Source organism: Gallibacterium genomosp. 1, assembly GCF_000771875.1.
In the GTDB taxonomy this organism is placed as follows: Bacteria; Pseudomonadota; Gammaproteobacteria; order Enterobacterales; family Pasteurellaceae; genus Gallibacterium.
In genome coordinates this window covers 1-23416 of record NZ_JPXX01000009.1, presented here as the reverse complement: position 1 = coordinate 23416, position 23416 = coordinate 1, and the positions used below count along the sequence as shown (strand labels likewise).

At 37.7% G+C, this 23416-nt stretch carries 29 protein-coding genes; 10 read left to right on the top strand and 19 right to left on the bottom strand.

What is annotated here, in order from left to right; translation table 11 throughout:
• Positions 1-146: 146 nt before the first annotated feature.
• The 7 genes from tatC to JP36_RS03340 form a co-directional block, all read right to left on the bottom strand.
• Positions 147-875, bottom strand: a complete 729-nt coding sequence (gene tatC / locus JP36_RS03370) for a twin-arginine translocase subunit TatC (protein ID WP_039171940.1) — start codon at positions 873-875, stop codon at positions 147-149.
• A 27-nt stretch (positions 876-902) separates the two neighbouring features.
• Positions 903-1463 (bottom strand): Sec-independent protein translocase protein TatB, encoded by a 561-nt coding sequence (gene tatB, locus JP36_RS03365; protein ID WP_021461293.1) that lies wholly within the window; start codon positions 1461-1463, stop codon positions 903-905.
• A gap of 2 nt (positions 1464-1465) precedes the next feature.
• Positions 1466-1702: a Sec-independent protein translocase subunit TatA gene (gene tatA, locus JP36_RS03360; RefSeq protein WP_039171936.1), complete on the bottom strand. Its 237-nt coding sequence runs from the start codon at positions 1700-1702 to the stop codon at positions 1466-1468.
• 70 nt (positions 1703-1772) lie between these two features.
• A complete protein-coding gene (gene ubiB, locus JP36_RS03355; RefSeq protein ID WP_039171932.1) occupies positions 1773-3413 on the bottom strand; it encodes a ubiquinone biosynthesis regulatory protein kinase UbiB in 1641 nt (546 codons plus the stop codon).
• Complete coding sequence (locus tag JP36_RS03350) at positions 3410-4039, bottom strand: ubiquinone biosynthesis accessory factor UbiJ (protein WP_039171928.1); 630 nt, start codon at positions 4037-4039, stop codon at positions 3410-3412. Before JP36_RS03350 ends, ubiB begins: the two co-directional genes overlap by 4 nt.
• Positions 4040-4049: 10 nt before the next feature.
• Positions 4050-4823: a bifunctional demethylmenaquinone methyltransferase/2-methoxy-6-polyprenyl-1,4-benzoquinol methylase UbiE gene (gene ubiE, locus JP36_RS03345; protein WP_039136340.1), complete on the bottom strand. Its 774-nt coding sequence runs from the start codon at positions 4821-4823 to the stop codon at positions 4050-4052.
• Between the two features lie 9 nt (positions 4824-4832).
• A complete protein-coding gene (locus JP36_RS03340) occupies positions 4833-6287 on the bottom strand; it encodes an aminoacyl-histidine dipeptidase (RefSeq protein WP_039171925.1) in 1455 nt (484 codons plus the stop codon).
• A gap of 129 nt (positions 6288-6416) precedes the next feature.
• On the opposite strand from JP36_RS03340, the gene gpt reads away from it, so the two are divergent.
• From gpt to JP36_RS03315, 5 genes are all read left to right on the top strand, one after another.
• Positions 6417-6875: a xanthine phosphoribosyltransferase gene (gene gpt, locus JP36_RS03335; RefSeq protein ID WP_013746851.1), complete on the top strand. Its 459-nt coding sequence runs from the start codon at positions 6417-6419 to the stop codon at positions 6873-6875.
• A gap of 22 nt (positions 6876-6897) precedes the next feature.
• Positions 6898-7482, top strand: coding sequence for a D-sedoheptulose 7-phosphate isomerase (gene lpcA, locus JP36_RS03330; RefSeq protein ID WP_039136344.1), 585 nt, complete (start codon positions 6898-6900; stop codon positions 7480-7482).
• A 113-nt stretch (positions 7483-7595) separates the two neighbouring features.
• A complete protein-coding gene (locus JP36_RS03325) occupies positions 7596-9140 on the top strand; it encodes a phosphoethanolamine transferase (protein WP_052119435.1) in 1545 nt (514 codons plus the stop codon).
• A gap of 83 nt (positions 9141-9223) precedes the next feature.
• Entirely contained in the window at positions 9224-9886 is a 663-nt protein-coding gene (locus JP36_RS03320) for a response regulator transcription factor (RefSeq protein WP_039136346.1), read from the top strand.
• Entirely contained in the window at positions 9868-11238 is a 1371-nt protein-coding gene (locus JP36_RS03315; protein WP_039171921.1) for a sensor histidine kinase, read from the top strand. Before JP36_RS03320 ends, JP36_RS03315 begins: the two co-directional genes overlap by 19 nt.
• A gap of 61 nt (positions 11239-11299) precedes the next feature.
• Here the strand turns inward: JP36_RS03315 and pfkA are convergent, their stop codons facing one another.
• The 5 genes from pfkA to ung all read right to left on the bottom strand — a co-directional run bounded on the left by pfkA (position 11300) and on the right by ung (position 15305).
• Positions 11300-12265 (bottom strand): 6-phosphofructokinase, encoded by a 966-nt coding sequence (gene pfkA, locus JP36_RS03310; protein ID WP_039092036.1) that lies wholly within the window; start codon positions 12263-12265, stop codon positions 11300-11302.
• A gap of 129 nt (positions 12266-12394) precedes the next feature.
• A complete protein-coding gene (locus JP36_RS03305) occupies positions 12395-13294 on the bottom strand; it encodes a cation diffusion facilitator family transporter (protein WP_039171919.1) in 900 nt (299 codons plus the stop codon).
• Positions 13284-13853, bottom strand: a complete 570-nt coding sequence (locus tag JP36_RS03300; protein ID WP_234702140.1) for a hypothetical protein — start codon at positions 13851-13853, stop codon at positions 13284-13286. Before JP36_RS03300 ends, JP36_RS03305 begins: the two co-directional genes overlap by 11 nt.
• A complete protein-coding gene (gene yaaA / locus JP36_RS03295) occupies positions 13843-14622 on the bottom strand; it encodes a peroxide stress protein YaaA (protein WP_039171914.1) in 780 nt (259 codons plus the stop codon). The genes JP36_RS03300 and yaaA overlap by 11 nt, the downstream gene beginning before the upstream one ends.
• 14 nt (positions 14623-14636) lie before the next feature.
• Complete coding sequence (gene ung, locus JP36_RS03290; RefSeq protein ID WP_039171912.1) at positions 14637-15305, bottom strand: uracil-DNA glycosylase; 669 nt, start codon at positions 15303-15305, stop codon at positions 14637-14639.
• A 298-nt stretch (positions 15306-15603) separates the two neighbouring features.
• Between ung and grcA the strand changes: the two genes are divergently transcribed.
• The gene (gene grcA / locus JP36_RS03285; protein ID WP_039136361.1) at positions 15604-15987 is read left to right on the top strand and encodes an autonomous glycyl radical cofactor GrcA; all 384 of its coding nucleotides are present in this window, start codon (positions 15604-15606) and stop codon (positions 15985-15987) included.
• Positions 15988-16040: 53 nt separating this feature from the next.
• Here the strand turns inward: grcA and JP36_RS03280 are convergent, their stop codons facing one another.
• Positions 16041-16493, bottom strand: coding sequence for an NfeD family protein (locus JP36_RS03280; protein ID WP_052119434.1), 453 nt, complete (start codon positions 16491-16493; stop codon positions 16041-16043).
• Positions 16490-17446, bottom strand: coding sequence for an SPFH domain-containing protein (locus JP36_RS03275; protein ID WP_018346390.1), 957 nt, complete (start codon positions 17444-17446; stop codon positions 16490-16492). The genes JP36_RS03280 and JP36_RS03275 overlap by 4 nt, the downstream gene beginning before the upstream one ends.
• Before the next feature lie 187 nt (positions 17447-17633).
• Here JP36_RS03275 and moeA point away from each other — a divergent pair, with 187 nt between their 5' ends.
• Positions 17634-18863 (top strand): molybdopterin molybdotransferase MoeA, encoded by a 1230-nt coding sequence (gene moeA / locus JP36_RS03270; protein ID WP_039171909.1) that lies wholly within the window; start codon positions 17634-17636, stop codon positions 18861-18863.
• An 8-nt stretch (positions 18864-18871) separates the two neighbouring features.
• On the top strand, positions 18872-19600 hold the full coding sequence (gene moeB / locus JP36_RS03265) for a molybdopterin-synthase adenylyltransferase MoeB (protein WP_039092043.1): 729 nt from the start codon (positions 18872-18874) through the stop codon (positions 19598-19600).
• Between the two features lie 47 nt (positions 19601-19647).
• Here the strand turns inward: moeB and JP36_RS03260 are convergent, their stop codons facing one another.
• The 5 genes from JP36_RS03260 to arsC form a co-directional block, all read right to left on the bottom strand.
• Positions 19648-19941: a heavy-metal-associated domain-containing protein gene (locus tag JP36_RS03260; RefSeq protein WP_013746834.1), complete on the bottom strand. Its 294-nt coding sequence runs from the start codon at positions 19939-19941 to the stop codon at positions 19648-19650.
• 2 nt (positions 19942-19943) lie between these two features.
• Complete coding sequence (locus JP36_RS03255; protein WP_039167722.1) at positions 19944-20306, bottom strand: mercuric transporter MerT family protein; 363 nt, start codon at positions 20304-20306, stop codon at positions 19944-19946.
• Complete coding sequence (locus JP36_RS03250) at positions 20278-21384, bottom strand: transglutaminase domain-containing protein (protein ID WP_018346394.1); 1107 nt, start codon at positions 21382-21384, stop codon at positions 20278-20280. The genes JP36_RS03255 and JP36_RS03250 overlap by 29 nt, the downstream gene beginning before the upstream one ends.
• A 172-nt stretch (positions 21385-21556) precedes the next feature.
• Entirely contained in the window at positions 21557-21742 is a 186-nt protein-coding gene (locus tag JP36_RS03245) for an alternative ribosome-rescue factor A (protein ID WP_230585709.1), read from the bottom strand.
• 75 nt (positions 21743-21817) lie between these two features.
• Positions 21818-22180: an arsenate reductase (glutaredoxin) gene (arsC, locus tag JP36_RS03240; RefSeq protein WP_018346396.1), complete on the bottom strand. Its 363-nt coding sequence runs from the start codon at positions 22178-22180 to the stop codon at positions 21818-21820.
• Between the two features lie 280 nt (positions 22181-22460).
• Here arsC and rplM point away from each other — a divergent pair, with 280 nt between their 5' ends.
• Both rplM and rpsI read left to right on the top strand, forming a co-directional pair.
• Complete coding sequence (gene rplM, locus JP36_RS03235) at positions 22461-22889, top strand: 50S ribosomal protein L13 (protein ID WP_026211022.1); 429 nt, start codon at positions 22461-22463, stop codon at positions 22887-22889.
• A gap of 16 nt (positions 22890-22905) precedes the next feature.
• Positions 22906-23295, top strand: a complete 390-nt coding sequence (gene rpsI, locus JP36_RS03230) for a 30S ribosomal protein S9 (protein ID WP_013746828.1) — start codon at positions 22906-22908, stop codon at positions 23293-23295.
• The last annotated feature ends 121 nt before the right edge of the window (positions 23296-23416 follow it).

Here is a 23416-nt window from a genome sequence, read left to right as displayed (position 1 = left end):
CTCGGTATAACAAATTTATATGTACGTTGAATATGAGTTGCTGTATTCGTTAACGCTTGATTGGTATTTGATCTAAAAGTTAAATAATTGTCTCAATTTTTTATGAGGTTATTTTTCATACTTAAAATTTAAACCGCTCTATTAATTTAATTTGATTTTGGCTGATAAAAACGGGCAAATAATACACCTATTTCAAATAATAAGTACATTGGAACAGCAAGTAATGTTTGTGAAAAAATATCAGGCGGTGTCAGTAACATTCCAATAACGAATGCACCTACTAAAATATAAGGTCGCTTCTGTTTTAGATCTTCAATGCTGACCACACCACTCCAGCAGAGAAGAATAATTGCAACCGGCACTTCAAAACAGATGCCAAAAGCTAAAAACAGAGTTAACACAAAATCAAGATAACTACTGATATCTGTTGCTATTGCTACACTTTCAGGTGCTGTTTTAGTTAAAAACGCAAATACTAAGGGGAAAACCACATAATAAGCAAACGCCACACCAACATAAAACAGCAATGTACTAGAAACTAACAGAGGATAAATTAACCGTTTTTCGTGTTTATACAATGCCGGAGCAATAAATGCCCACACTTGATACAAAATATAAGGTACGGACAAAAATATTGCCGTAATAGCAGTTAATTTAATTGGCGTAAAAAAAGGCGCAACAATATTGGTTGCAATCATCGTTGAATTTTGTGGAAGCTCATTAATTAACGGAGCTGAAATAATATGATAAATATCATTTGCAAAATAAACCAATGCAAGAAACACAACCAACACACAGACAAAACTTTTCAAAATGCGATTGCGTAACTCAATAAGATGGGTAATCAGCGGTTGAGATTCATCTACGCTAGCCATAACTTTCCTTTGCTAAATAGCGATAATTTAAGATTTTTTAGCCGGATCGGTTATTTTTTCCGCCGGCACATCCGCTAACGGATCATAACTTGCCAACTCATCCTGATGCTGTTCAAGAATTAATTTTTCTTCATCTGCTTCAGCCAATTCTGCTTGTTCATCGGCAGCAAGCAGTTGCTGTTCCTCAGCTTTATCAGTGGTGATGGACTGCTCTTCACCTTGCGCTTCCATTTTGGTCTGCTGTTCCAATGAAGATTTCAACTCGCTCACAGCATTGTTCGCTGCTTGGGTTTGTTGATCCAACTGCTGTTGCATTTTTTGTGCAGAGGCTTTCAGCTCTTCAACCGTTTTGCTTAATTCAGGAGAAAGTGCTGATAAATTGAGATGCTCCGCTTTTTTGATGCTCTCTTGCAACTCTTGCAATTTAAGCTCCTGTGCCAATTCGCTTTGCACATTGTTAGCGAGATTACGCAAAGTGCGTATCCAACTAACAACGGTACGAATTGCCACCGGCAGACGCTGCGGACCTAAAACCACTAAACCGATGACAAAAATCAGAACAAGTTCAGAAAAACCGATATCAAACACAGTTATGCCTGCTCTTTATCTTTAGTTTTTGTGTCAGTTTGTATGTTTGAATTTGAGGATTGAGATTCGATAGATTTCTTAAATTCGGCATCTTTTTCCCCCTCTTCACTCATTGCCTTTTTAAAACCTTTAACAGATTCGCCAAGATCCGAACCTAATGTTTTTAATTTTTTTGTTCCAAAAAGCAATACAACGATTAATACAATAATTAATAATTGCCAAATACTGATTCCACCCATAATGTACCTCTAGTCAAAATAAAATGTTGATTAAATTATACTGCTGCTTTTACACTGCAACAATGCTGCTTTATCGTTTGAAAGCGGTTATCAATAATAGCACTACACCTAATAACAACAACCCGACAGCAATATTCAGCGGTAAAAATTGAAAGCCGAACAGACTGGCAAAGAATAGCAAACTCGCACTCATAAAACCATACACACGTTGGGTATTTTTTCGTTGTTGCTGCTTTAACTGCTGCTGAATCAAAGTTAATTGCCGACGAATTTGTTTTTGTTCCAACAATGCCTGATGCAATGTCTGTGGAAAAGAGGCAAAATGCTCACGCAAAAAAGGCAAATGTGATTGAAAATCACGATACATTTTCTTGACGCTAATCTGCTCATTCAGCCAATCCTGCAAAAACGGTTTAGCCGTTTGCCATAAATCCAATTGCGGATATAGCTGTCTACCCAATCCTTCGATATAAAGCAATGTTTTCTGGAGTAAGACCAACTGCGGCTGCACCTGCATTTGAAAACGACGCGCAGTATTAAATAGATTTAACAACACGTTTCCAAATGAAATTTCTGCCAACGGTTTAGAAAAAATCGGTTCACAAACAATTCTGAACGCCTGTTCGAACTCTTCTACATTGGTATCTTCCGGCACCCAACCGGAATCAATATGTAACTGCGCAACGCGACGATAATCGCGATTAAAGAAAGCCAAAAAGTTTTCCGCTAAATAGCGTTTATCTTCGCTGTTCAACGTGCCGACAATGCCACAATCAATACCGATATATTGCGGTGATTCCGGGTGATGATAGCTGACAAAAATATTGCCGGGATGCATATCAGCGTGGAAAAAACTGTCGCGAAACACTTGTGTAAAAAAGACCTGTACACCACGCTCTGCCAACAATTTCATATCTGTGCCGTTCGCTTCCAATGCCGAAATATCTGAAATTGGAATGCCATAAATACGCTCCATTACAATGACATTCTTATGACAAAAATCACTATACATTTCCGGTACATACAACATTGGACTATCTAAAAAATTTTCTCTTAACTGAATTGCATTCGACATTTCCTGTCGTAAATCCAATTCCGCCAACAGTGTTTTCTCATATTCACGAATCACTTCCACCGGTCGCAACCGATAACCTTCCCGAGTTAAACGCGGAATCCATTTCGCAATTTTGTACATCAAGGCAACATCCAAAGCAATAACTGGCGCAATATCGGGGCGGATCACTTTAAACACCACCTCTTTCCCTGCGAACGGCTGCATTCCATTAAATTTTGCGGTATGAACCTGAGCAATTGAAGCCGATGCCAGTGCTTGTTCATCGAATGCTTCAAACCAACGCTCAATCTTGTCCCCTAAGGCTTTTTCAATTTCCTCTCTTGCTAATTTTCCATCAAATGGTTTTACCTGATCTTGCAACAATGCCAATTCATTAGCAATTTCTTCCGGAAAAAGATCTCGCCTTGTTGAAAGCATCTGCCCTAACTTAATCCATACTGGCCCCAGCTCTTGAAAAGCCATCCGTAAACGCCAACCAAGAGATTTATCTGGATAACGATTTTGCCACCAAAAGCAGAGTTTACGACCATAACGGAGAGGTCGGGTTAATGGAATTTTAGGCAATGATTGATCTAAACCATATTGCAATAATACTCTGACAATACGATAAAAACGAAAATAGTGCTTTATTTTCATAGCCTTCCTGCAAGTTGGTTAATTTTATTTTCTACACGGTGCAAATCCTGTTGCAACTCAGAAACCTGATCATAAAAATGTACCAACGCCAAAGAGGGAGCAATCAACCGCCACTCTTCAGTTAAACGTTCTCCCCAATGACGCTCACTGGTTGCATAATGTTCAGTTATACGATTTTTTATCTGTCTTATCATCTGGGTTAAAGAGTAAGCAGCCACATCACCAAGATACGGAGCCAATAATTCTTCTGGATCTTTTTCCAATTGTTCAAATAAAGCAACCGTATCCTGCAAGACTTGTAAATCTCCCTGAACCACAACCTGCTTTTGATTGATTAACTCAGACAGCTCACTTTTTTTCGGACGCTTCAATAACAACCAAGCATCTGCCGATACCTCACAATCCGCTTCACCATCATATTGCGCTAGAATATCTAAGCGTTGTTCCGAAAATAGCAAATAGCAGTAACCACCTTGTTTAAGACGAAGCAACAACACCTTACCTGATAATTTCCGTAACCTTGGAACAACACCTTCACTACGTTCAATAAGATAATTTACCGCTTGTTCCAGCAAGCCATTTACTAACTGAGGCAACATTAATTGCTGTTTAATTGAAGAAAGCATTTATCGCTCCTTAAAATTTATAACCACGATGCAATGCCACAATACCGGCGGTTAAATTGAAATATTGCGTCTGTTCAAAGCCGGCATCAATCATCATTTGTTCCAACACGGATTGTTCCGGGTGCATTCTGATTGACTCCGCCAAATAGCGATAACTGTCAGCATCATTCACCACCACTTCGCCCACTTTTGGCAAAATATTGAATGAATAAAAATTATAAACTTTGCTCAACGGTTCAATAATCGGCTTAGAAAATTCCAACACCAAAAGACGACCGCCTGGTTTCAACACACGATACATTGAACGCAATGCTTTATCTTTATCCGTCACATTTCGTAAACCAAAACTAATCACAATACAGTCAAAAGTGTTATCCGAAAATGGCAACATTTCCGCATTTGCTTGCACATATTCTACATTGCCGACTACTCCTAAATTACGCAACTTGTCACGTCCTACCTGCAACATAGAATCATTAATATCAGCTAAAATAACCTGTCCACTTTCCCCCACCATTTTGGAGAATTTTGCCGAAAAATCACCAGTACCACCAGCAAGATCCAATACTTTCTGACCTTTACGCACACCACTGCAATCAATAGTAAAACGTTTCCAAACTCGGTGAATACCGAATGAAAGTAGATCATTCATCAAATCATACTTATCTGCTACAGAATGAAAAACATTGGCAACCAGTTTTTGTTTTTCTGATTTTGCGACCGTTTTAAACCCGAAATGAGTTAACTCTTCATTATTTAAATTCGGTTGTTGTTCCTGTTCCATTATCTCATCCTATTTTTGGGGCATTGTTGCCAATAATTCTGTTAATAATTGCCAATAAACTGCCACAGCAGGAATATGACAACGTTCATCCGGAGAGTGAGCCCCCAAAATGGTCGGTCCAATTGAAACCATCTCCATATTTGGATAAACTTTATTAATTAATCCACACTCCAATCCGGCGTGAATTACTTTGATCACACTCTCTTTACCTAAAATACGGTCGTATAACGTTTTCGTGCGTTTAACAATATTCAAATCTGCCTGCGGTTCCCAACCTGGATAACGCCCGGAAAAAACAACTTCAGCATGAGCTAAACGACAAACAGAACGTACTAATCCTGCCACATCATCTTGTCCGTACTCATTCAATGAACGGGCTAATAGCGTTAATTTAATCTGTTCTGCTTTAGTTTCCAATACGCCTAAACTGATAGAGGTTTCCACCACATCCGGCAACACATCACTAAAACGAATAACGCCATTAGGAAGTGCATTGATTAAATCTAATATATTTTGTGTCTGACGCTCACTTAATCCCTGTTTAGCTGTCGCAACTTCAAAAGCAAAATTGATCTGTTTTTCAGCGTGAGATAACGCTTCAATGAGTTGTTGAGATAATATTTGCCACTCCTGTTTAAACTTTTCTACTGATGCACTAGAGATTAAAACTGTAGCAAATGCTTCTCTTGGGATAGCGTTACGAACAGAGCCTCCAGAAATTTCTGCCAAACGGAAGCTAACTTTGGTCAATACCTTTTCAAGTGTTTTTGCTAAAAGTTTAATCGCATTACCACGATTTAAATGAATCTCCGCCCCCGAATGACCACCTTTTAGCCCTGTTAACGCAATATGTACTGCCACTTCATTTTTGCGTAACTCTTGCCATTGCACTGGGAAACGAATATCAACATCTTCACCGCCAGCACAACCGATATAAATTTCACCTTCATCTTCGGTATCAGTATTAATCATCACCTCACTTTGCAACCAATTCGGTTGCAATCCCAATGCACCGACCATTCCAGTTTCCTCACTAGCAGTCAATAAAACCTCTAACGGCGGATGTGCGACATCATTACTATCCAACACCGCTAAACAGGAGGCCATACCAATACCATTATCTGCACCTAATGTTGTACCTTTGGCTTTTACCCATTCACCATCAACATAAGGCTCTATTGGATCAGTTAAAAAATTATGTTCAGTATTTTTATTCGCTTGTGGCACCATATCCAAATGAGCCTGCAATGCCACTGGCTGATGATTTTCCATTCCCACCGTTGCCGCTTTACGAATCAAGATATTCCCTACTGAATCCTGTTCAACCCATAACTGTTTCTGTTTTGCCCATTGAATAATAAAATCGGCAAGTGCCTGTTCGTGGTGAGAAGGATGAGGGATTGAACAAATTTTATCAAACCATTGCCATACTAATTTTGGTGATAATTCTGTAATTGAAGACATAATTTTTCCTTTGAAATAGTTACTTTTGCAGAAAACAAAAAGAAATTGCGTTAAATGATAGCATAGAAAGCAATTTCGCGTTATCCTTACGCAATTTTTTATAACTTCAAACACAAAGGTACATTTATTATGAGCGAAAAATATGTTGTTACTTGGGATATGTTTCAAATGCACGCCCGCAAATTATCCGAACGCCTCCTTCCGGCTTCACAATGGAAAGGAATTATTGCGGTTAGTCGTGGTGGGTTATTCCCAGCAGCGGTTATTGCACGCGAATTAGGTATTCGTTTAGTTGAAACCGTTTGTATCGCAAGTTATGACCACGATCAACAGAATGAATTAAAAGTGTTGCATCGCGCAGAAGGTGACGGCGAAGGCTTTATCGTAGTCGATGATTTGGTTGACACAGGTAACACTGCACGTGCTATTCGTGAGATGTATCCAAAAGCAAAATTTGTAACCGTATTTGCAAAACCTGCAGGTGCGCCTTTAGTTGATGATTATGTTGTTGATATTCCACAAAATACTTGGATTGAACAACCTTGGGATATGGGAATTACTTTTGTTCCACCTCTTTCTCGTAAATAAATAAAATTTCTTGGAGTTGCTGATGTATTTAACACAAATCAAAGCCGAACTGACACAGGCGGCAGATGTTTTAGACAAATTTTTATCCGATGATAAAAATATTGAGCTAATTCAACAGGCGGCACTCATTATTGCCGACAGTTTTAAACAGGGCGGAAAAGTTTTAAGTTGCGGTAATGGCGGTTCGCATTGCGATGCGATGCATTTTGCCGAAGAGTTGACCGGACGTTATCGTGAAAATCGCCCTGGTTATCCCGCCATTGCCATTTCAGATGTTAGCCATTTAAGCTGTGTAAGTAATGATTTCGGTTACGATTATGTCTTTTCGCGTTATATAGAGGCAGTCGGTCAAAAAGGTGATGTTTTGTTCGGATTGTCAACTTCCGGCAACTCAAAAAATGTTTTGAATGCAATCGAAGCTGCAAAAGCAAAAGGAATGAAAGTAATCGCATTAACCGGCAAAGATGGTGGGAAAATGGCAGGTCTAGCAGATGTTGAAATTCGTGTCCCTCATTTCGGTTATGCTGATCGTATTCAAGAAATTCATATCAAAGTTATCCATATTTTGATGATGTTGATTGAATTTGAAATGGCGAAACAGAACTAATAATTTCATTATTTATGGATTATTTTGTGCATCAATTCACTGTTGATTCACTGTTGATGCACATTTTCTTTTCACCGTCTAACGCTGTTTTTTTCACCACTAAGGACATTTTGATGAAAAAATTTTTCAATCTCTTCAAAAATCTTAATTTGAAACAGTTTTTTATTGCCATCATTGCCTTAGTTTCTCTCTATTTTTCATCACTGTTTATGCTCAACGGTAGCGGTAAACAGATTGAAATTCAGGATGTTTTGCTGCTTTCCGCACTCATTCTTATTTTTAACGCTTCCCGTAAAGCATTTTATTTCGTTATTCTTCCTATTGCCATTGCTTATACATTATATGCGCCAGTAGGAATGATGTTCGGAGCGCCGAATTATCAATATTTAGCTTCTGTTTTAGCGACGAATCTAGCCGAAGGTAGCGAATTTTTACAACAAATTCCGTTACAATATTATTTAATGGCAATCGCTATTGTGCCGTTACTGCTTTTATTCCGCTATTTAAGCCAACGTTTCCAACTAAAATTCTATAAAAATAAAACGTTGCTCTGTTTCATTCTCTTTTTCGCCTTAGTTAATCAATCCCCGTTTTCCTTTTTTCATCAATTTTTCGCTGCTGCAACTCAAGTTAAAGACGAACTGATTCGTTTAAACCAATTTCAACTGGAAAGTCGTTGGGGAGCTTCTCAGTTTAACGGAGAATATAAAAATTATGTGTTGGTCATCGGTGAAAGTGTGCGTCGTGATTATATGCACGCTTATGGTTATCCTATTGAAAATACCCCCTTTATGGAAAACGTCAACGGTATTATCGTTGATGGTTTAGAATCAGCCGGAAGCAACACTATCGCCTCTTTACGCCTTATGCTAACAAAACCTGATAAACAAAATTGGGCGCCTGATTATTCATTAAATTTAATTGATTTAATTAAATCTGCTGGCATAAAAACTTACTGGCTATCCAATCAAGGTTTTTTGGGTCAATTTGATACACCGATCACCGCCATTGCCGATTTAAATGATGAACATTACTTTATCGCTAAAAATGATTCTATTAGTAATGACTCCAGTGATTTTCAATTGATTGCGCCATTAAAAAATATTCTTGCACAACCTAGCAATCAAACAAAATTTATTGTAGTTCATCTTTATGGATCACACCCTAAAGCGTGTGATCGTATTAAGGATTATCAAAATATTTCTCCAGTAAAAGATAAGAAATATCAATACCTTAGCTGTTATGTTTCATCTATTAGAAAAACCGATCAAGTACTACAACAAATCTATCAAGCATTACAACAACAATATCAGCTACACCAACAATCATTTTCAATGATCTACTTTGCTGATCACGGATTGGCACATAAAACTATTGATAACGAAGTACTATTTTTCAACAATGCTGGCAGTCCGTTACATCACGATGTTCCACTATTTATGACCTCTTCTGACAGCCAACAGCATCAAAAATGCACTAGTTTCAAATCTGGCTTGAATTTCACTGAAGCAATTGCAAATTGGATGAATATTCAAAATCAACAGGTTTCAACACAATTTAATCTATTCGACTGTAAAAATGACAACGATGATTATGGATTAAAAGAACGTTTACCTAAAACTAAGTTAGATCCGGCAATAGACATTAGAAACAAATAAAAAGTCATTGATCAATCTACATAAATTACGTTTCTATTTTATGATAGAATTTCACTCATTTATTTTTAGATCAACTTTATAATATGAGAATTCTACTGGTTGAAGATGATCCAATGATCGCAAATGTATTATCCGATAACTTGAAAGACGCAAGTTACGCAGTCGATTGGGTGGAAAATGGAGAACTGGCATTAAGTGCAGTAAAATCACAGCCTTATGATTTGGTTTTATTAGACTTAGGGCTACCTAAAAAAGATGGATTGGAAGTTTTAGCTCAGTTACGCCAACAACAGTTTGGTTTTCCGATTATTATTCTTACCGCACGAGATGATCTACCAAGCCGTTTACAGGGTTTGGATGGTGGAGCCGATGATTACATCATTAAACCGTTTGATATGGCTGAGCTTTTGGCTCGCATTCGTGTTGCGCTGCGTAAACAGAGCGGTCATCATACTGCAGAGATTCGATACGGCAATCTTTTATTGAATTTAAAAACTTATCAAGTGCAAAACCTCACTACTCAAGAAACGCAGCAGCTCACAAATAAAGAATTTGCTATTTTGCAAACATTATTACAACATCCAGGCGTTATCTATTCGCGTAGCGATCTTGAAGATAAGATTTATGGTTGGGGCGAAGAAGTTGAAAGTAATGCTATTGATTTTTTGATTCACGCACTGCGTAAAAAATTAGGAAAAGAAGCAATTAAAAATATTCGAGGTGTCGGTTGGACTATTCCAAAATAACTAAAAGATTATTACGCTGGCGTTATTCCATTCAAGCAAAATTAACATTAACACTTGTAATCGTTACTTTTTTCACCGCCACCGTTACGGCAGTTTCTACTGCTTATAATGCGTTTTATGCCGCTTATCAGTTACAGGATGACTTATTAATTCAGACAGCACGTTTTACTTCACTTCGTAACAATTTTTCCGAACAAATGCCTTTACCATTAAACGATGATGACAACCAAATTTATGTACAAAGCATTTTTACTTCACCTAATAATAAATATTTCATTCCATTTCTCTATCAAATGAGAGAAGGATTTCATACCGTCAAAATTCATAAAAAAGAATTTCGTGTTTTCGTACGACAAATAAAAACACAAAATAGGATGCAAAAAATTGCAGTAATGCAAGAAACCGAATTCAGAACAAAAAAAGCGATTGATGCCACTTGGCAAACTATTTTGCCATTCTTAATTTTTATGCCAATTGTCATTCTACTATCAATTCTAGTGATTAATTTCACTTTTATTCCACTGCGTAAACTTTCAGTAGCTATTCAACAACGGCAAAAAAATGATCTCAGCATTATTCCTTTAGCAAAAACACCTTATGAAGTACATAGCTTTATTACAGCCATTAACCATTTATTGAAACAAGTAGATAAGTCGGTAAAAGAACAACAACAGTTTATTGCCAATGCCGCCCACGAATTACGTTCTCCAATGACGGTTCTCTCTTTACAGGCAGAACGTTTAGCAACTCACGCTGTTCCGATAGAAACTAAACAGCAAATTGAACAGCTTATTCAAGCAATTCAGCGTAATCGCCATTTATTGGATCAACTGCTATCTTTTGCTCGTAGTCAGGCACATCAAACTCAACAACCAGATATTAAACCAATTTCGGCAAAAGCTACCTTTAAACAGGTTATTGAAACCTTGCTACCATTGGCAGAACAAAAGCAGATTGATATTGGCGTGATCAGTGAACAGGATGCTGAAATTTGTATCGGTGAAACGGATCTCTTCACCATTATTAAAATTCTACTCGAAAATGCGATTGTTTATGCTCCGGAAGAAAGTTTTGTTGATTTATCAGTTGAACAACTACAAGACGATAAAGTGAAAATCATTGTAGAAGATAATGGCAACGGGATTGTAGAAGAGGAGCGAGAAAAGGTTTTAAAACCATTTTACCGCATTTTAGGAACTCAACAGCAAGGTACCGGATTGGGGTTAGCAATTGCATCAACTTTAGTACAGTATTATGGTGGCACGATTAAACTTAAAGCAGCACAACAATACACACACGGTCTGCGTGTAGAAATTATCTTGCCAATCCATCAAAAACTTCTAAATAGTTAGACGGCATAGAACAAAAAACGCATATTGTTGTCAATATGCGTTTTTCTTGAATGCTGGTAACTTAATAAAGTTTTCTTGATGTATTGAACCAATCTTCTTTAAAACTACGCTTCATATTTTGAATAGCATCAATAATATCATGATGAACGAGTTGTTCATTTTGAATACCAACACAACGACCTTTTTCACCTTGCAATAATAATTCAACCGCATAAACCCCCATTCTGGAAGCCAAAATACGGTCAAAGGCACAAGGCGCCCCACCACGTTGAATATGTCCCAATACTGTCGCACGAGTTTCGTGATGGACACGTTCTTCGATCTCTTTCGCTAACTCGTTAACGTCACACATATGTTCAGTAATCGCAATAATGGCGTGGCGTTTACCCTTTTCAATACCATATTCTACTTTACGAATTAATGCTTCACGTTCAAAAGGGCGTTCCGGAATCACGATAAATTCACAACCTCCGGCAATCGCTGCTGCCAAAGTTAAATCACCACAATGTCGCCCCATAATTTCCACGATAGAGATACGTTGGTGAGAACTTGAAGTATCACGTAAACGGTCAATCGCATCCAATGCAGTTTCTAATGCTGTTTGATAACCGATAGTATAATCAGTACCGGCGACATCATTATCAATTGTGCCAGGCAAGCCGATACAAGGAAAATCGTGTTCCTCAGTTAATAATTTTGCCCCCATATAGGAACCGTCACCACCAATAACAACAAGAGCATCAATACCGTGAAAACGCAAATTTTCAACACATTTTGCACGTACTGAAGGATCTTTAAATTCTGGGAAACGTGCTGAACCCAAGAATGTACCGCCACGATTAATCACATCAGAAACACTAAAACGTTCCAATTTTTTAATTTTATTAAAATATAATCCTTGGTATCCGTCATAAACCCCATAAACTTCCAATCCTTCGTATAGAGTCGCACGAACTACGCCACGAATTGCGGCATTCATTCCAGGCGCATCGCCACCACTTGTTAATACGGCAATTTTCTTAATCATATGTTGTCCTCATTAGGAAATATTTTATCGAAAAAAATAAATCAAAAACCGCGCTAAGATTACACCATTCACCAAGCTCGCTCTAGCAAAATTTTCGATTAGTGTGGTAATTTTTGATCTAATTCGTCATTATGTTGTCGTTTGAGCCATTTCTTGTTTTACCACTGTAGTTGGCTCTTGATGAATCATTATGTCGGAATTTGGGAAAGCCTGTCGCAATTCCTGTTCCAATTCTTCGGTAATAGCGTGAGCTATCATCAAAGGGAGATTATCCTCCAACTCTAAATGCAACTGAATAAAACGCACTGCCCCAGCACGGCGTGTTTTTATATCGTGAACCCCCAGTACTTTCGGATTTCGTTTCGCAATTTTTTTAATCTCTGAGATCTCCTCTTCCGGCAAAGCAACATCCAATAACATTTGCACTGATTCCGATACCATTTTTAATGCATTAATTAAAATATAAACAGCGATAATTAAGGCACAAATCGCATCTGCCATTACAAAACCGTAATAACTGATCACCAACGCAATCAAAATACCTAAATTCATAAATAAATCGGTCTGATAGTGCAAACTATCCGCCTTAATCGCCGGACTATCAGTACGTTTTATTGTATATTTTTGAAAACTCACCAAAATAGCAGTCATTATCACTGAAACAATGGTAACTGCGATCCCCCAAATATTATGATCAGTAATTTCAGGCGAATGAAGACGTTGAATGCCTTGCAAAAATAAAAAGACGACCGATCCGCAAATAAACATCCCCTGCGCCAATGACGCCAGTGATTCTGCTTTACCGTGACCGAATGAGTGATTATCATCCGCCGGCATTAATGCAAAGCGAAGAATCAACATATTCGTAAAAGAAGCTAACAGATCCAAAAGTGAATCCGTAATTGCCGCTAAAATACTGACTGAACCGGTTTTCCACCAAGCAATAGCTTTAATTGATACCAAAAAAAAGGCAGTAAAAATCGCTAAACACGCTGCTCTTTTTACATAAATCGAATATCTATCTTTCATCACAACTCCAAGGGAATGCAAAATTTGCTAATTTTTGCATCATTGGTTCCGCCACTTGTTGTTGCAAATTTTTCAAAATAGCCGTTTGGCTACTCTTAATTGGGGCAAACTGTTGCGTATATTGAAATTGAACAAAACCACATTTCGCCAAATTTTCACCTTTTGCGACATCCACTTGATAATCAATAAACTGCTCATCTGGCGGATAAACCACATAGCTATATAATTTTCCTTGTTCTAATTTATTGTTATAAACATCAACACCTGTGTTACGGAACATTCTTTCGCGTAATTGAATACGTTGCTGATATTTCGCATCCGTTTTCACAAAATTCTGTTGCAAATCTTGAAAAATTTCTAAATGTTTCTGTTGATCTTTATTTATTAATTCATAGGTATATTTCACCACTGAACCAAGATCATCAGTTTTACTCAATTGATAGTACTGTTGTTCAAACTCAATTTTATTCGGTACAGTCACTTTCTGTTGCATCATCGGTTGACTAACACAGCCAGATAAAAGCAATAAACCCAACCAATAGCTCCGTTTAATCATCATTTAACTCCCGTTTAAAGATTAATTCCGTTGTTGTAGATAGATTTTCATCAAACCAATATCCGCCTAAATCAAATGTTTTTAACTGTTCAATTTCGGTTAATCGTTGTTGTAACAGATAGCGACTCATTAATCCTCTAGCTTTCTTAGCATAAAAACTAATCACTTTATAAGTTCCGTTTTTACGATCCATAAAAATAGGCTTTATAATTGTTGCCTGTAAACGCTGTGTATTGACCACTTTAAAATATTCATCAGATGCCAAATTCACTAATATATTATCACCTTGCTGATCCAATGCTTGCCGTAACTGATCGGTGATCACATTTCCCCAAAAATGATACAGATCATTTCCTCTTTCATTTTTCAACTTTGTTCCCATTTCTAAACGATAAGGTTGCATTAAATCCAACGGCTTTAATAATCCATACAATCCGGACAACATTCTTAAATGTGATTGTGCAAACTGAATATCCTCTGCTGATAATGTTTCCGCCTCTAATCCAGTATAAACATCACCTTTGAAAGCATAAATTGCTGCTTTACTATTTTCCGTATGATGTTGTAGCACCCACTCAGCAAAACGAGCAGCATTTAATCCTGCCAGTTTATCGCTAATTTTCATTAATGAAGCAATTTCTGCCGGTGTTAATCGGCGACAAATTTCAATTAATTGCTGACTATATTGTGTTAAATCTGGTTGTGTATAACTTGAAATCGGACTCGGTGTTGAAAAATCCAATGTTTTTGCAGGTGAAATAATAGCTAACATATTTTTCCTTTTAATTATAAATTGGGTAATGACCAATCAATCGGTGTTTTACCCTGTTGTATTAAATACTGGTTGCTACTTGAAAAGTGGTGACAACCTAAGAAACCTCGATGAGCAGAAAGTGGCGATGGATGTGGAGCCGTCAAAACGCAATGTTTTTGTCGATCAATAAATTGCCCTTTTTTCTGAGCGTGACTCCCCCATAATAAAAAAACCAATCCTTGCGTATGCTGGTTTAAAGTAGCAATAACGTGATCTGTGAACGTTTCCCAACCAAAATTAGCGTGTGAATGTGCCTTTCCCTGTTCCACGGTTAATACAGTATTTAATAACAACACGCCTTGTTGTGCCCAAGTAACCAAATACCCGTGGTTTGGAATGTGGAATCCAGTAATATCTTGCGATAACTCTTTATAAATATTCTGCAATGAAGGCGGTATCTGCACATTTGGACGTACTGAAAAAGCTAAACCGTGAGCTTGATTAGGACCGTGATAAGGATCTTGCCCTAAAATCACCACTTTTACCTGATCAAACTCAGTGTAACGAAATGCATTAAATACATCTGTTTTTGGTGGATAAATTATTTTCCCTGAATCTCTTTGTTGCTGAACCTGTTGCAAAATATGTTGGAAATAAGGTTGCGCTTTTTCGCTGCCTATCATATCTTTCCACGTTCTCATCTCGTTATCCTTTTTATCACTTATCGCATTTGAAAAGGCAATTATAAAAATCTTATAACAAAATCGCCAATAAAAAATACATCACAAATTGTTACAACTTCATTATTAAAAGGTAAAAACAAATATTTAATACAGACTTCAAGTTAAACAATTGTTGATTAAAATCAAATTTAAAATCAGACAAAAACTTTTTATTAATCAATAAAATGATTTATTGCAATTTAATTTGAAAATATAAAATATTTTGATAAAATTCACTCAATTCATTAATTTTAAACCTAGGCTTTTGGAGGCTATTATGATTAAAGGTATTCAAATTACACAAGCTGCAAATGACAATTTAATTAACTCTTTCTGGTTATTAGATAATGAGAAAGGTGAAGCACGCTGTCTATGTGCAAAAGGCGATTACGTTGAAGACCAAATCGTTGCAATCAATGATTTAGGAAAAATTGAATATCGTGAATTGCCAGTTGATGTTGCGCCAACTGTAAAAGTGGAAGGTGGTCAACATTTAAACGTTAACGTTTTACGTCGCGAAACTTTGGAAGATGCAGTAAAACATCCAGAAAAATATCCACAATTAACTATCCGTGTTTCTGGTTATGCTGTGCGTTTTAATTCATTAACTCCGGAACAACAACGCGATGTAATTACCCGTACTTTCACTGAAAGTTTATAATTTTTTTCCTCTTTAAAAATTTAGCGGCGATATTTCTATCGCCGTTTTTTTACTTAATTTTTTATTACTTTCACAACCAAAGTAATCCCCTTTATTGATACTACTTCTACAACATCACCTTGATGTAATTGATTACCTTCAACACGCCAACTACCGTCACCAAACTTGGCACGAGCAATATGATCTGTAAAAACTTCGGTAATTACACCTTGTTGCCCCAACATTGCCAAACCTCGTTGATTCAACATTTCGGCAGCAATATCCTGCTGATTACGTTTACTCTGAATTTTCCACCAACACAAACTAGCAAGCACTGCTATCGCCGCAAACAATATTCCCCCAATCACTAATGAAAGCAGAAAAAAATAACTCAATATTGCCAACACTAATGCCGCGATTCCCCACCATAAAAAGAAAATTCCAGGGACAACAATTTCCAAAATTAAAAGCACAAACCCGAGTACCAACCAATGAATTGCTCCCCATTGCGCTAACCATTCCATCATTTTTGTGTTCCCGATTGTTTTAACAATTCATTGATACCAGCAATTGATCCCATTAAATTGCTCGCTTCCAACGGCATCAATACCACTTTGCTATTCTCCGCTTGTCCAATTTGTTGTAAAGCTTCCGTATATTTCTGGGCAACAAAATAATTAACCGCTTGAATATTACCGGCTGCAATAGCCTCAGACACCATTTGTGTTGCTTTTGCCTCTGCTTCCGCTTCACGTTCACGTGCTTCGGCACGTAAAAAAGCTTCCTGCCGTTCCCCCTCTGCTTGCAAAATTCTGGACTGTTTTTCTGCTTCAGATTGCAAGATCTGTGCCTGTTTTTCACCTTCCGCCCGAAGAATTGCAGCTTGACGCACTCCTTCAGCTTCAAGAATTTCAGCTCGCTTATTACGCTCCGCTTTCATTTGCGCATTCATTGAATTAATCAACTCTTTTGGTGGACGCACATCCCTAATTTCAATTCTTGTTACTTTCACACCCCAAGGATTGGTTGCTTCATCCACAATTGCCAATAATCGACTATTTATTGCATCACGCTGCGATAACATTTCATCCAACTCCATTGATCCCAGCACAGTACGAATATTAGTCAAAGTTAAATTAATTATTGCCTGTTCCAAATGATTAACTTCATAAGCAGCATTACGAGCATCAATCACCTGCACAAAACAGACTGCATCAATTGATACATTTGCATTATCTTTGGAAATGACCTCTTGTGACGGAATATCCAACACCTGTTCCATCATATTAATTTTACGACCAATACGATCAATAAACGGAACAATAATATTCAATCCCGGCGTTAATGTTCTGGTATAACGTCCGAATCGTTCAATAGTCCAATGATACCCTTGTGGCACGGTCTTTACCGCTGAAACCAAAACAACAATCACTAAAATAATGAAAAAAATTGTTCCAATTGGAATACTCTCTAAATACATAACGCCTCCTAAATTAAATTGAAGCTACATCATCCCGCAACAATAAACGATTGCAATAGAGAAATGGAATCTATTTACAAATTGATAATTTACCACAAATTATACCCATAAAGGCTTATCAACTTAACCTAAACAAACAAACTAAGTTACGCTACAATGCACTATCACTATTTATAAGGATAAATTTATGGCTGAATTATTAACCTTTGAACAAGCATTAGACTCACTTTTACAACAACTTCCAGCTCCAAATAAAACACACTGTGAAACTATTTCTCTTGATCAGGCAGATCAACGTATTTGTGCCGAAGCCGTTATTTCACCAATCAATGTGCCGGCTTTCGATAATTCTGCAATGGACGGTTACGCTGTTAGAATAGCTGATTTGGAAAAATCAATGGCACTAACGGTTGCCGGTAAAGCTTTTGCGGGACAACCTTTTAATGGAGAATGGGTGGAAGGCAGCACAGTAAGAATTATGACTGGTGCAATGATCCCTGAAGGAACCGATGCGGTGATAATGCAAGAAAAAGCTATCGTCAATGCTGACGGTAGCGTTACTTTCCTACAACTTCCTAAATTGGGTGAGAATATTCGCCGTATTGGTGATGATGTCAAACAGGGTGAAGAGGTTCTATCTCAAGGTGCAAAATTAACATCAGTATCCTTGCCACTACTCGCTTCATTAGGTGTTGAAAAGATAAAGGTTTTTCCCCGAATCAAAGTGGCTATTATTTCCACTGGTGATGAATTAGTTCCAGTCGGTCAACCATTACAAGACGGGCAAATTTATGATACCAACCGTTTTGCAGTTAAATTAATGTTGCAACGTTTAAATTGTGAAATACTGGATTTCGGTATTTTACCAGACAATGAACAGCAATTTGAGCAAGCATTCCGCGATGCGCAACAACAGGCAGATTTGGTTATTACCAGCGGCGGTGTTTCTGTCGGTGAAGCCGATTTTACTAAAAATGTACTTGAACGCTTGGGGAATATTAATTTCTGGAAATTGGCGATTAAACCGGGTAAACCTTTTGCTTTCGGCAAACTGGAAAATGCTTGGTTCTGTGGTTTGCCGGGCAATCCGGTTTCAGCGTTTGTCACCTTTTATCAATTAGTGCAACCGGCAATTGCCAAATTAAGCGGGTTTAGCCAATGGCAAGCACCACAAAAATTACCAGCCATTGCGGCACAACCATTGAAAAAAGGTGTCGGTCGTTTAGATTTTCAACGCGGTTTCTATCAAGTTAACGAACAAGGTCAAATTGAAGTTTCACCGGTTCGTTTCCAAGGTTCGCATATGTTCAGTTCGTTTGTCCAAAGCAACTGCTTTATCGTCTTGGAACAGGAACGCGGTAATGTTGCCGCCGGCGAAACCGTCATGATCGAACCATTTAACTTTCTCATAAATTGACAGACAAAATGAAAATTGAATTAACTGATCACGAAATGTTGCGTTATAACCGACAGATTGTGATGAAAGCAATTGACTTTGATGGTCAGGAAAAATTAAAAGCAGGTAAAATGTTGATTGTCGGACTGGGCGGTTTGGGCTGCGCTGCAGCACAATATCTTGCTGCCGCCGGCGTCGGCGAATTAACACTGCTGGATTTCGATAAAGTGTCGCTATCCAATTTACAACGTCAGGTTTTGCATACCGATCAGCGTATTGATATGCCGAAAGTCGAATCGGCTAAAATGGCACTTTCCCAAATTAATCCGCTTATTAAAATTAATGCGATTAATCAGAAAATGACTTCGCAACAGTTGGAACAATTAATTGCGACTGTTGATGTCGTGTTGGATTGTACTGATAATGTCGAAAGCCGCAATCAGCTTGATCTGATTTGCCAACAATTACATAAACCGCTTGTTTCCGGTGCGGCAATCAGAATGGAAGGGCAAATTACTGTTTTTACTTATCAACCCGGCACACCGAGCTATCGTAATTTAAGTCAATTATTCGGCGAGAATGTTTTAAGCTGTGTCGAAGCCGGCGTCTTATCGCCGATTGTCGGCATTGTCGGTTCTATTCAGGCGTTAGAAGCAATTAAGGTGCTGCTCAATATCGGCGATATTTTATGTGGCAGATTATTGATGATTGATGGAATGTCAATGCAATTTAGGGAATTAAAACTCCCTGTTTCTTAAGCAAAAAATGGGCAAAAAGCCCATTTTCTCAACAATTACAACATTTGTTACAGCACTTTTGCGTGATAGTGCAATTTTTCCATTGCTTTAATCAACTGCTCATTGCTGACCTTATCGGTTGTGATCACTTTTACTGTATGTGCATTCATATCCGCTTTGGTCTTCAAAACGCCTTCAATTGAACGCAACTCCTTATTCACCAAATAAACACACAACTGACAATTCATCTCATCAACCTGCATCGTCAGCTCTCTTTGATTATTTGTTACCGACTGTTCGTCTGCATAACTGTAACCACATAACGAGATTAAAAATAACAATACTGCAAAAAATTTTTTCATCTTTAAGCCATCCTTTCTAAAATCCACGGTAAGACAGTCGGATAAGTAAGAAAAAATAAAATAATGACAAACACTAACCAATATAAAATCATTAGCCATTTACGCGATAAATATTTGGTACAGATAATTTTTTTAGAAAACATCAGTAACCAAAAACCGTAACCGAATGCTGCCAATGAAATAATCAGCATCGGAATACGCAAATAATCATATTGATTGAGTTCAATTAGCCACGTGGAAGAAACACCGAAAACTAAATAAATCAACGGCGCAATGCAGCATAATGTTGAAGTCACTGCTGCGATCACAGCAGTGACACAACTTGCAAAGAAACGATTATTTAATTTCTTTTGAGATAAATTCATAACCGAACTCTTTAGCATCAAAAGAGTTAAGCGGATCTCCGCCTACTTCAGCATACGGATAACCAAAGTTATTAATTGGTTTCAATTCAGGTGCCGGATAGAGATCAAAATCACGCGCGTGATTAAAGCCAACCCAGTTTGCTTCCCAGTTACCGAATAAATATTTCGCTACCGCTTGAGTATCCGCATCCTGCACTGATTTTTTCTCAGTTAGGCGCATTTTCGCCACATCAGCAGAATCGACCGGCACCCAGCCGTAACCGGCTAAATAAAATTCAGCTCGGCAATGTTGACCGCCATTTTCATTCGCAACACCGTCTTTAGCACTGCCAAAAGCTTTTTTAGAATATTTTGACATTTTCGGTGCATCGCCTAAACGAATACCGAAAATTTCTCGTGCCGGAATACCGGAAGCTCTAGCCAACGCAACAAATACTGAATTAATATCAGTACATTTACCTTTTAATACGCCTGTTGTTAGGATTTTTTCAACATCACCGTCACCACAGCCTAAAACAGAATTATCACGTTCCATATTGTTAACGATCCATTCGTGGATCAATTCTGCTTTTTTCAATGGATTTTTTTCATTGCCAACGATTTTATCGGCATATTCTTTAACAATACCATCAATTTTGATATGAGATGTTGCTTTTAAATAGGGTTGAACATCCACTGAATATTCAATCTTTTCCGGAACTTTATAATCTTTCAATGCACCGGTAACCATCGGTTCACGATCTTTAGTTTCGATCACCATTTTCACTTTAAGCAGACGTTTATCCGCTTTTTCATCCCAATTTGCAAACAATGTTTTTGCGCCGTATTGGTTATTTTCCGTCACATAGGCATTACGATAATTACCTTCAAATTCAACGGATTTTAAAGTCTGATAATCACTATCGAAAGGCAATGGAACCCACAAATTTGTTTCGCCCTGAGCACCTTTAGGCACAACAAGATCGTAACTATTAGTAAATTCATAGGTGTGAGTGGTTGTATTTGGATTAACTTGAGTAACAGGTGCTGCAAATGCCATTCCGGACATCAGCATAGAAGCTAAAAGAAGTTTTTTCATATTGTATAACCTTAAAATAAACATAACTTGTTATATTTCATTTGTCCGACAAAATGCCGGACGACTAAGAATACTCACATTATCGGTATAAGAAAAGCTTCTTTTTATAAAAATGGAAATTTTTTTAAGAAATAAGAGGGGAAGACAAAACAAAAATGCAGCGATAAAGACTTTAAAATAAAATGTTTATCGTTGCATTTTCATAATTGCGTTTAACGTGTTTCGCCTTACGTTGATAACTGCCTTTGCCTTTACGGTTACGCTCAACTCGAGCTCTGAACAGTTTATCCGTCACCAGTGCTTTCATCGCACTCTCTTGAATGTCACCTCGTTGGTGCTGATATTTCATATTCATCATATATCTCCATAATAAAATTATAAAAACGCCGCTGATTAAAGCGGCGGCTATTATGACAAAAAATTAACGAGTTGACTATAAAATTTCCAACACTTGTTCCGGTGGACGACCGATGCGTGCCTGATTACCATTTATGACAATCGGACGTTCCAACAAAGCGGAATGTTCCACAATTGCCTGTAATAATTGTTGCCGTTGCGCTTCCACATTTGGATCAAGCTGATCCAAACCTAATGATTTATACAGTTCATCTTTTGTACGCATCATTTTTCTCGGATCATCAATCGCTAATTTACGCATCAAATCTTCAAGCTCCTGCAATGAAAAATGATGCTGCAAATAAAGCTCTATGTCAGGCTTCACTTGCTTTTCTTCTAATAATTGCAATGTTGCTCTACTTTTCGAACAACGCGGATTGTGCAAAATTTTAACACTCATCTATTTATTACTCCTTTTTATATGGCAAAGAGATGATTACTTTAACACGTCAGCTTTCATTATGCGGAAAATTCGAAAATAAACCATAAAAAATAAAATTTAAATAGTTTTTTAATTTTGCTTACTGTATAATTTTGCGACCCTGTTAATTACATTGGTTTTCCCGCCGTGTAATTTTTTTATGCTTAAAATCTACTCGAAGGGGTATGAGGACAAGCGAAAAGGTGTGTTCAAATTCTTGGGCACAGGGTGTTAAATTATTATTTTGGTAATGAAATTAATGAAAACTTTTGTAGCAAAACCAGAAACAGTAAAACGCGACTGGTATGTAGTTGATGCGACAGGTAAAACTTTAGGTCGTTTAGCTACAGAAATCGCACGTCGCTTGCGTGGTAAACACAAAGCTGAATATACTCCACACGTTGATACAGGTGATTACATCATCGTTATCAATGCAGAAAAAGTAGCCGTAACCGGTCGTAAAAAAACTGATAAACTTTACTACTGGCACACTGGCTATGTTGGTGGTATTAAACAAGCGACTTTTGCTGAAATGATTGCTCGTCGTCCTGAACGCGTGATTGAAATCGCAGTTAAAGGTATGTTACCTAAAGGTCCTTTAGGTCGCGATATGTACCGTAAATTGAAAGTGTATGCAGGTAGCGAACATAATCACGCTGCACAGCAACCACAAGTTTTAGATATTTAATCACGAGGTTTAGACTATGGCAGATCAAAACTACGGCACAGGCCGCCGCAAAAGCTCTTCAGCTCGTGTATTTTTAAGACCGGGCACAGGTAAAATTACTATTAATCAACGTGAAATTGATGTTTATTTTGGTCGTGAAACATCACGTATGATTGTTCGCCAACCATTAGAATTAGTTGATATGGCAGATAAATTTGATCTTTATATCACTGTTAAAGGTGGCGGTATTTCTGGTCAAGCAGGTGCAATTCGTCACGGTATTACTCGTGCGTTAATTGAATACGATGAAACATTACGCCCAGCATTACGTGCTGCAGGATTTGTAACCCGTGATGCTCGTCGTGTTGAACGTAAAAAAGTGGGTCTTCACAAAGCACGTCGTCGTCCACAATACTCAAAACGTTAATACGATTTTGCACGATTCAAGATCAAAAAAGGGCTGTTTTCAGCCCTTTTTTCTTTTTCGCTCTTCTATTCTTAACGATTCTTTTCGGCATAGTAGACAAAATTGTTGCTGATCTATCAAA

Coding starts and splice junctions, on each gene's coding strand:
- tatC (WP_039171940.1), bottom strand. CDS start 875: ATGGCTAGCGTAGATGAATCTCAACCGCTGATTACCCATCTTATTGAG.
- tatA (WP_039171936.1), bottom strand. CDS start 1,702: ATGGGTGGAATCAGTATTTGGCAATTATTAATTATTGTATTAATCGTT.
- ubiB (WP_039171932.1), bottom strand. CDS start 3,413: ATGAAAATAAAGCACTATTTTCGTTTTTATCGTATTGTCAGAGTATTA.
- JP36_RS03350 (WP_039171928.1), bottom strand. CDS start 4,039: ATGCTTTCTTCAATTAAACAGCAATTAATGTTGCCTCAGTTAGTAAAT.
- ubiE (WP_039136340.1), bottom strand. CDS start 4,823: ATGGAACAGGAACAACAACCGAATTTAAATAATGAAGAGTTAACTCAT.
- JP36_RS03340 (WP_039171925.1), bottom strand. CDS start 6,287: ATGTCTTCAATTACAGAATTATCACCAAAATTAGTATGGCAATGGTTT.
- gpt (WP_013746851.1), top strand. CDS start 6,417: ATGAGCGAAAAATATGTTGTTACTTGGGATATGTTTCAAATGCACGCC.
- lpcA (WP_039136344.1), top strand. CDS start 6,898: ATGTATTTAACACAAATCAAAGCCGAACTGACACAGGCGGCAGATGTT.
- JP36_RS03325 (WP_052119435.1), top strand. CDS start 7,596: ATGAAAAAATTTTTCAATCTCTTCAAAAATCTTAATTTGAAACAGTTT.
- JP36_RS03320 (WP_039136346.1), top strand. CDS start 9,224: ATGAGAATTCTACTGGTTGAAGATGATCCAATGATCGCAAATGTATTA.
- pfkA (WP_039092036.1), bottom strand. CDS start 12,265: ATGATTAAGAAAATTGCCGTATTAACAAGTGGTGGCGATGCGCCTGGA.
- JP36_RS03305 (WP_039171919.1), bottom strand. CDS start 13,294: ATGAAAGATAGATATTCGATTTATGTAAAAAGAGCAGCGTGTTTAGCG.
- JP36_RS03300 (WP_234702140.1), bottom strand. CDS start 13,853: ATGATGATTAAACGGAGCTATTGGTTGGGTTTATTGCTTTTATCTGGC.
- yaaA (WP_039171914.1), bottom strand. CDS start 14,622: ATGTTAGCTATTATTTCACCTGCAAAAACATTGGATTTTTCAACACCG.
- ung (WP_039171912.1), bottom strand. CDS start 15,305: ATGAGAACGTGGAAAGATATGATAGGCAGCGAAAAAGCGCAACCTTAT.
- grcA (WP_039136361.1), top strand. CDS start 15,604: ATGATTAAAGGTATTCAAATTACACAAGCTGCAAATGACAATTTAATT.
- JP36_RS03280 (WP_052119434.1), bottom strand. CDS start 16,493: ATGATGGAATGGTTAGCGCAATGGGGAGCAATTCATTGGTTGGTACTC.
- JP36_RS03275 (WP_018346390.1), bottom strand. CDS start 17,446: ATGTATTTAGAGAGTATTCCAATTGGAACAATTTTTTTCATTATTTTA.
- moeA (WP_039171909.1), top strand. CDS start 17,634: ATGGCTGAATTATTAACCTTTGAACAAGCATTAGACTCACTTTTACAA.
- moeB (WP_039092043.1), top strand. CDS start 18,872: ATGAAAATTGAATTAACTGATCACGAAATGTTGCGTTATAACCGACAG.
- JP36_RS03260 (WP_013746834.1), bottom strand. CDS start 19,941: ATGAAAAAATTTTTTGCAGTATTGTTATTTTTAATCTCGTTATGTGGT.
- JP36_RS03255 (WP_039167722.1), bottom strand. CDS start 20,306: ATGAATTTATCTCAAAAGAAATTAAATAATCGTTTCTTTGCAAGTTGT.
- JP36_RS03250 (WP_018346394.1), bottom strand. CDS start 21,384: ATGAAAAAACTTCTTTTAGCTTCTATGCTGATGTCCGGAATGGCATTT.
- JP36_RS03245 (WP_230585709.1), bottom strand. CDS start 21,742: ATGATGAATATGAAATATCAGCACCAACGAGGTGACATTCAAGAGAGT.
- arsC (WP_018346396.1), bottom strand. CDS start 22,180: ATGAGTGTTAAAATTTTGCACAATCCGCGTTGTTCGAAAAGTAGAGCA.
- rplM (WP_026211022.1), top strand. CDS start 22,461: ATGAAAACTTTTGTAGCAAAACCAGAAACAGTAAAACGCGACTGGTAT.
- rpsI (WP_013746828.1), top strand. CDS start 22,906: ATGGCAGATCAAAACTACGGCACAGGCCGCCGCAAAAGCTCTTCAGCT.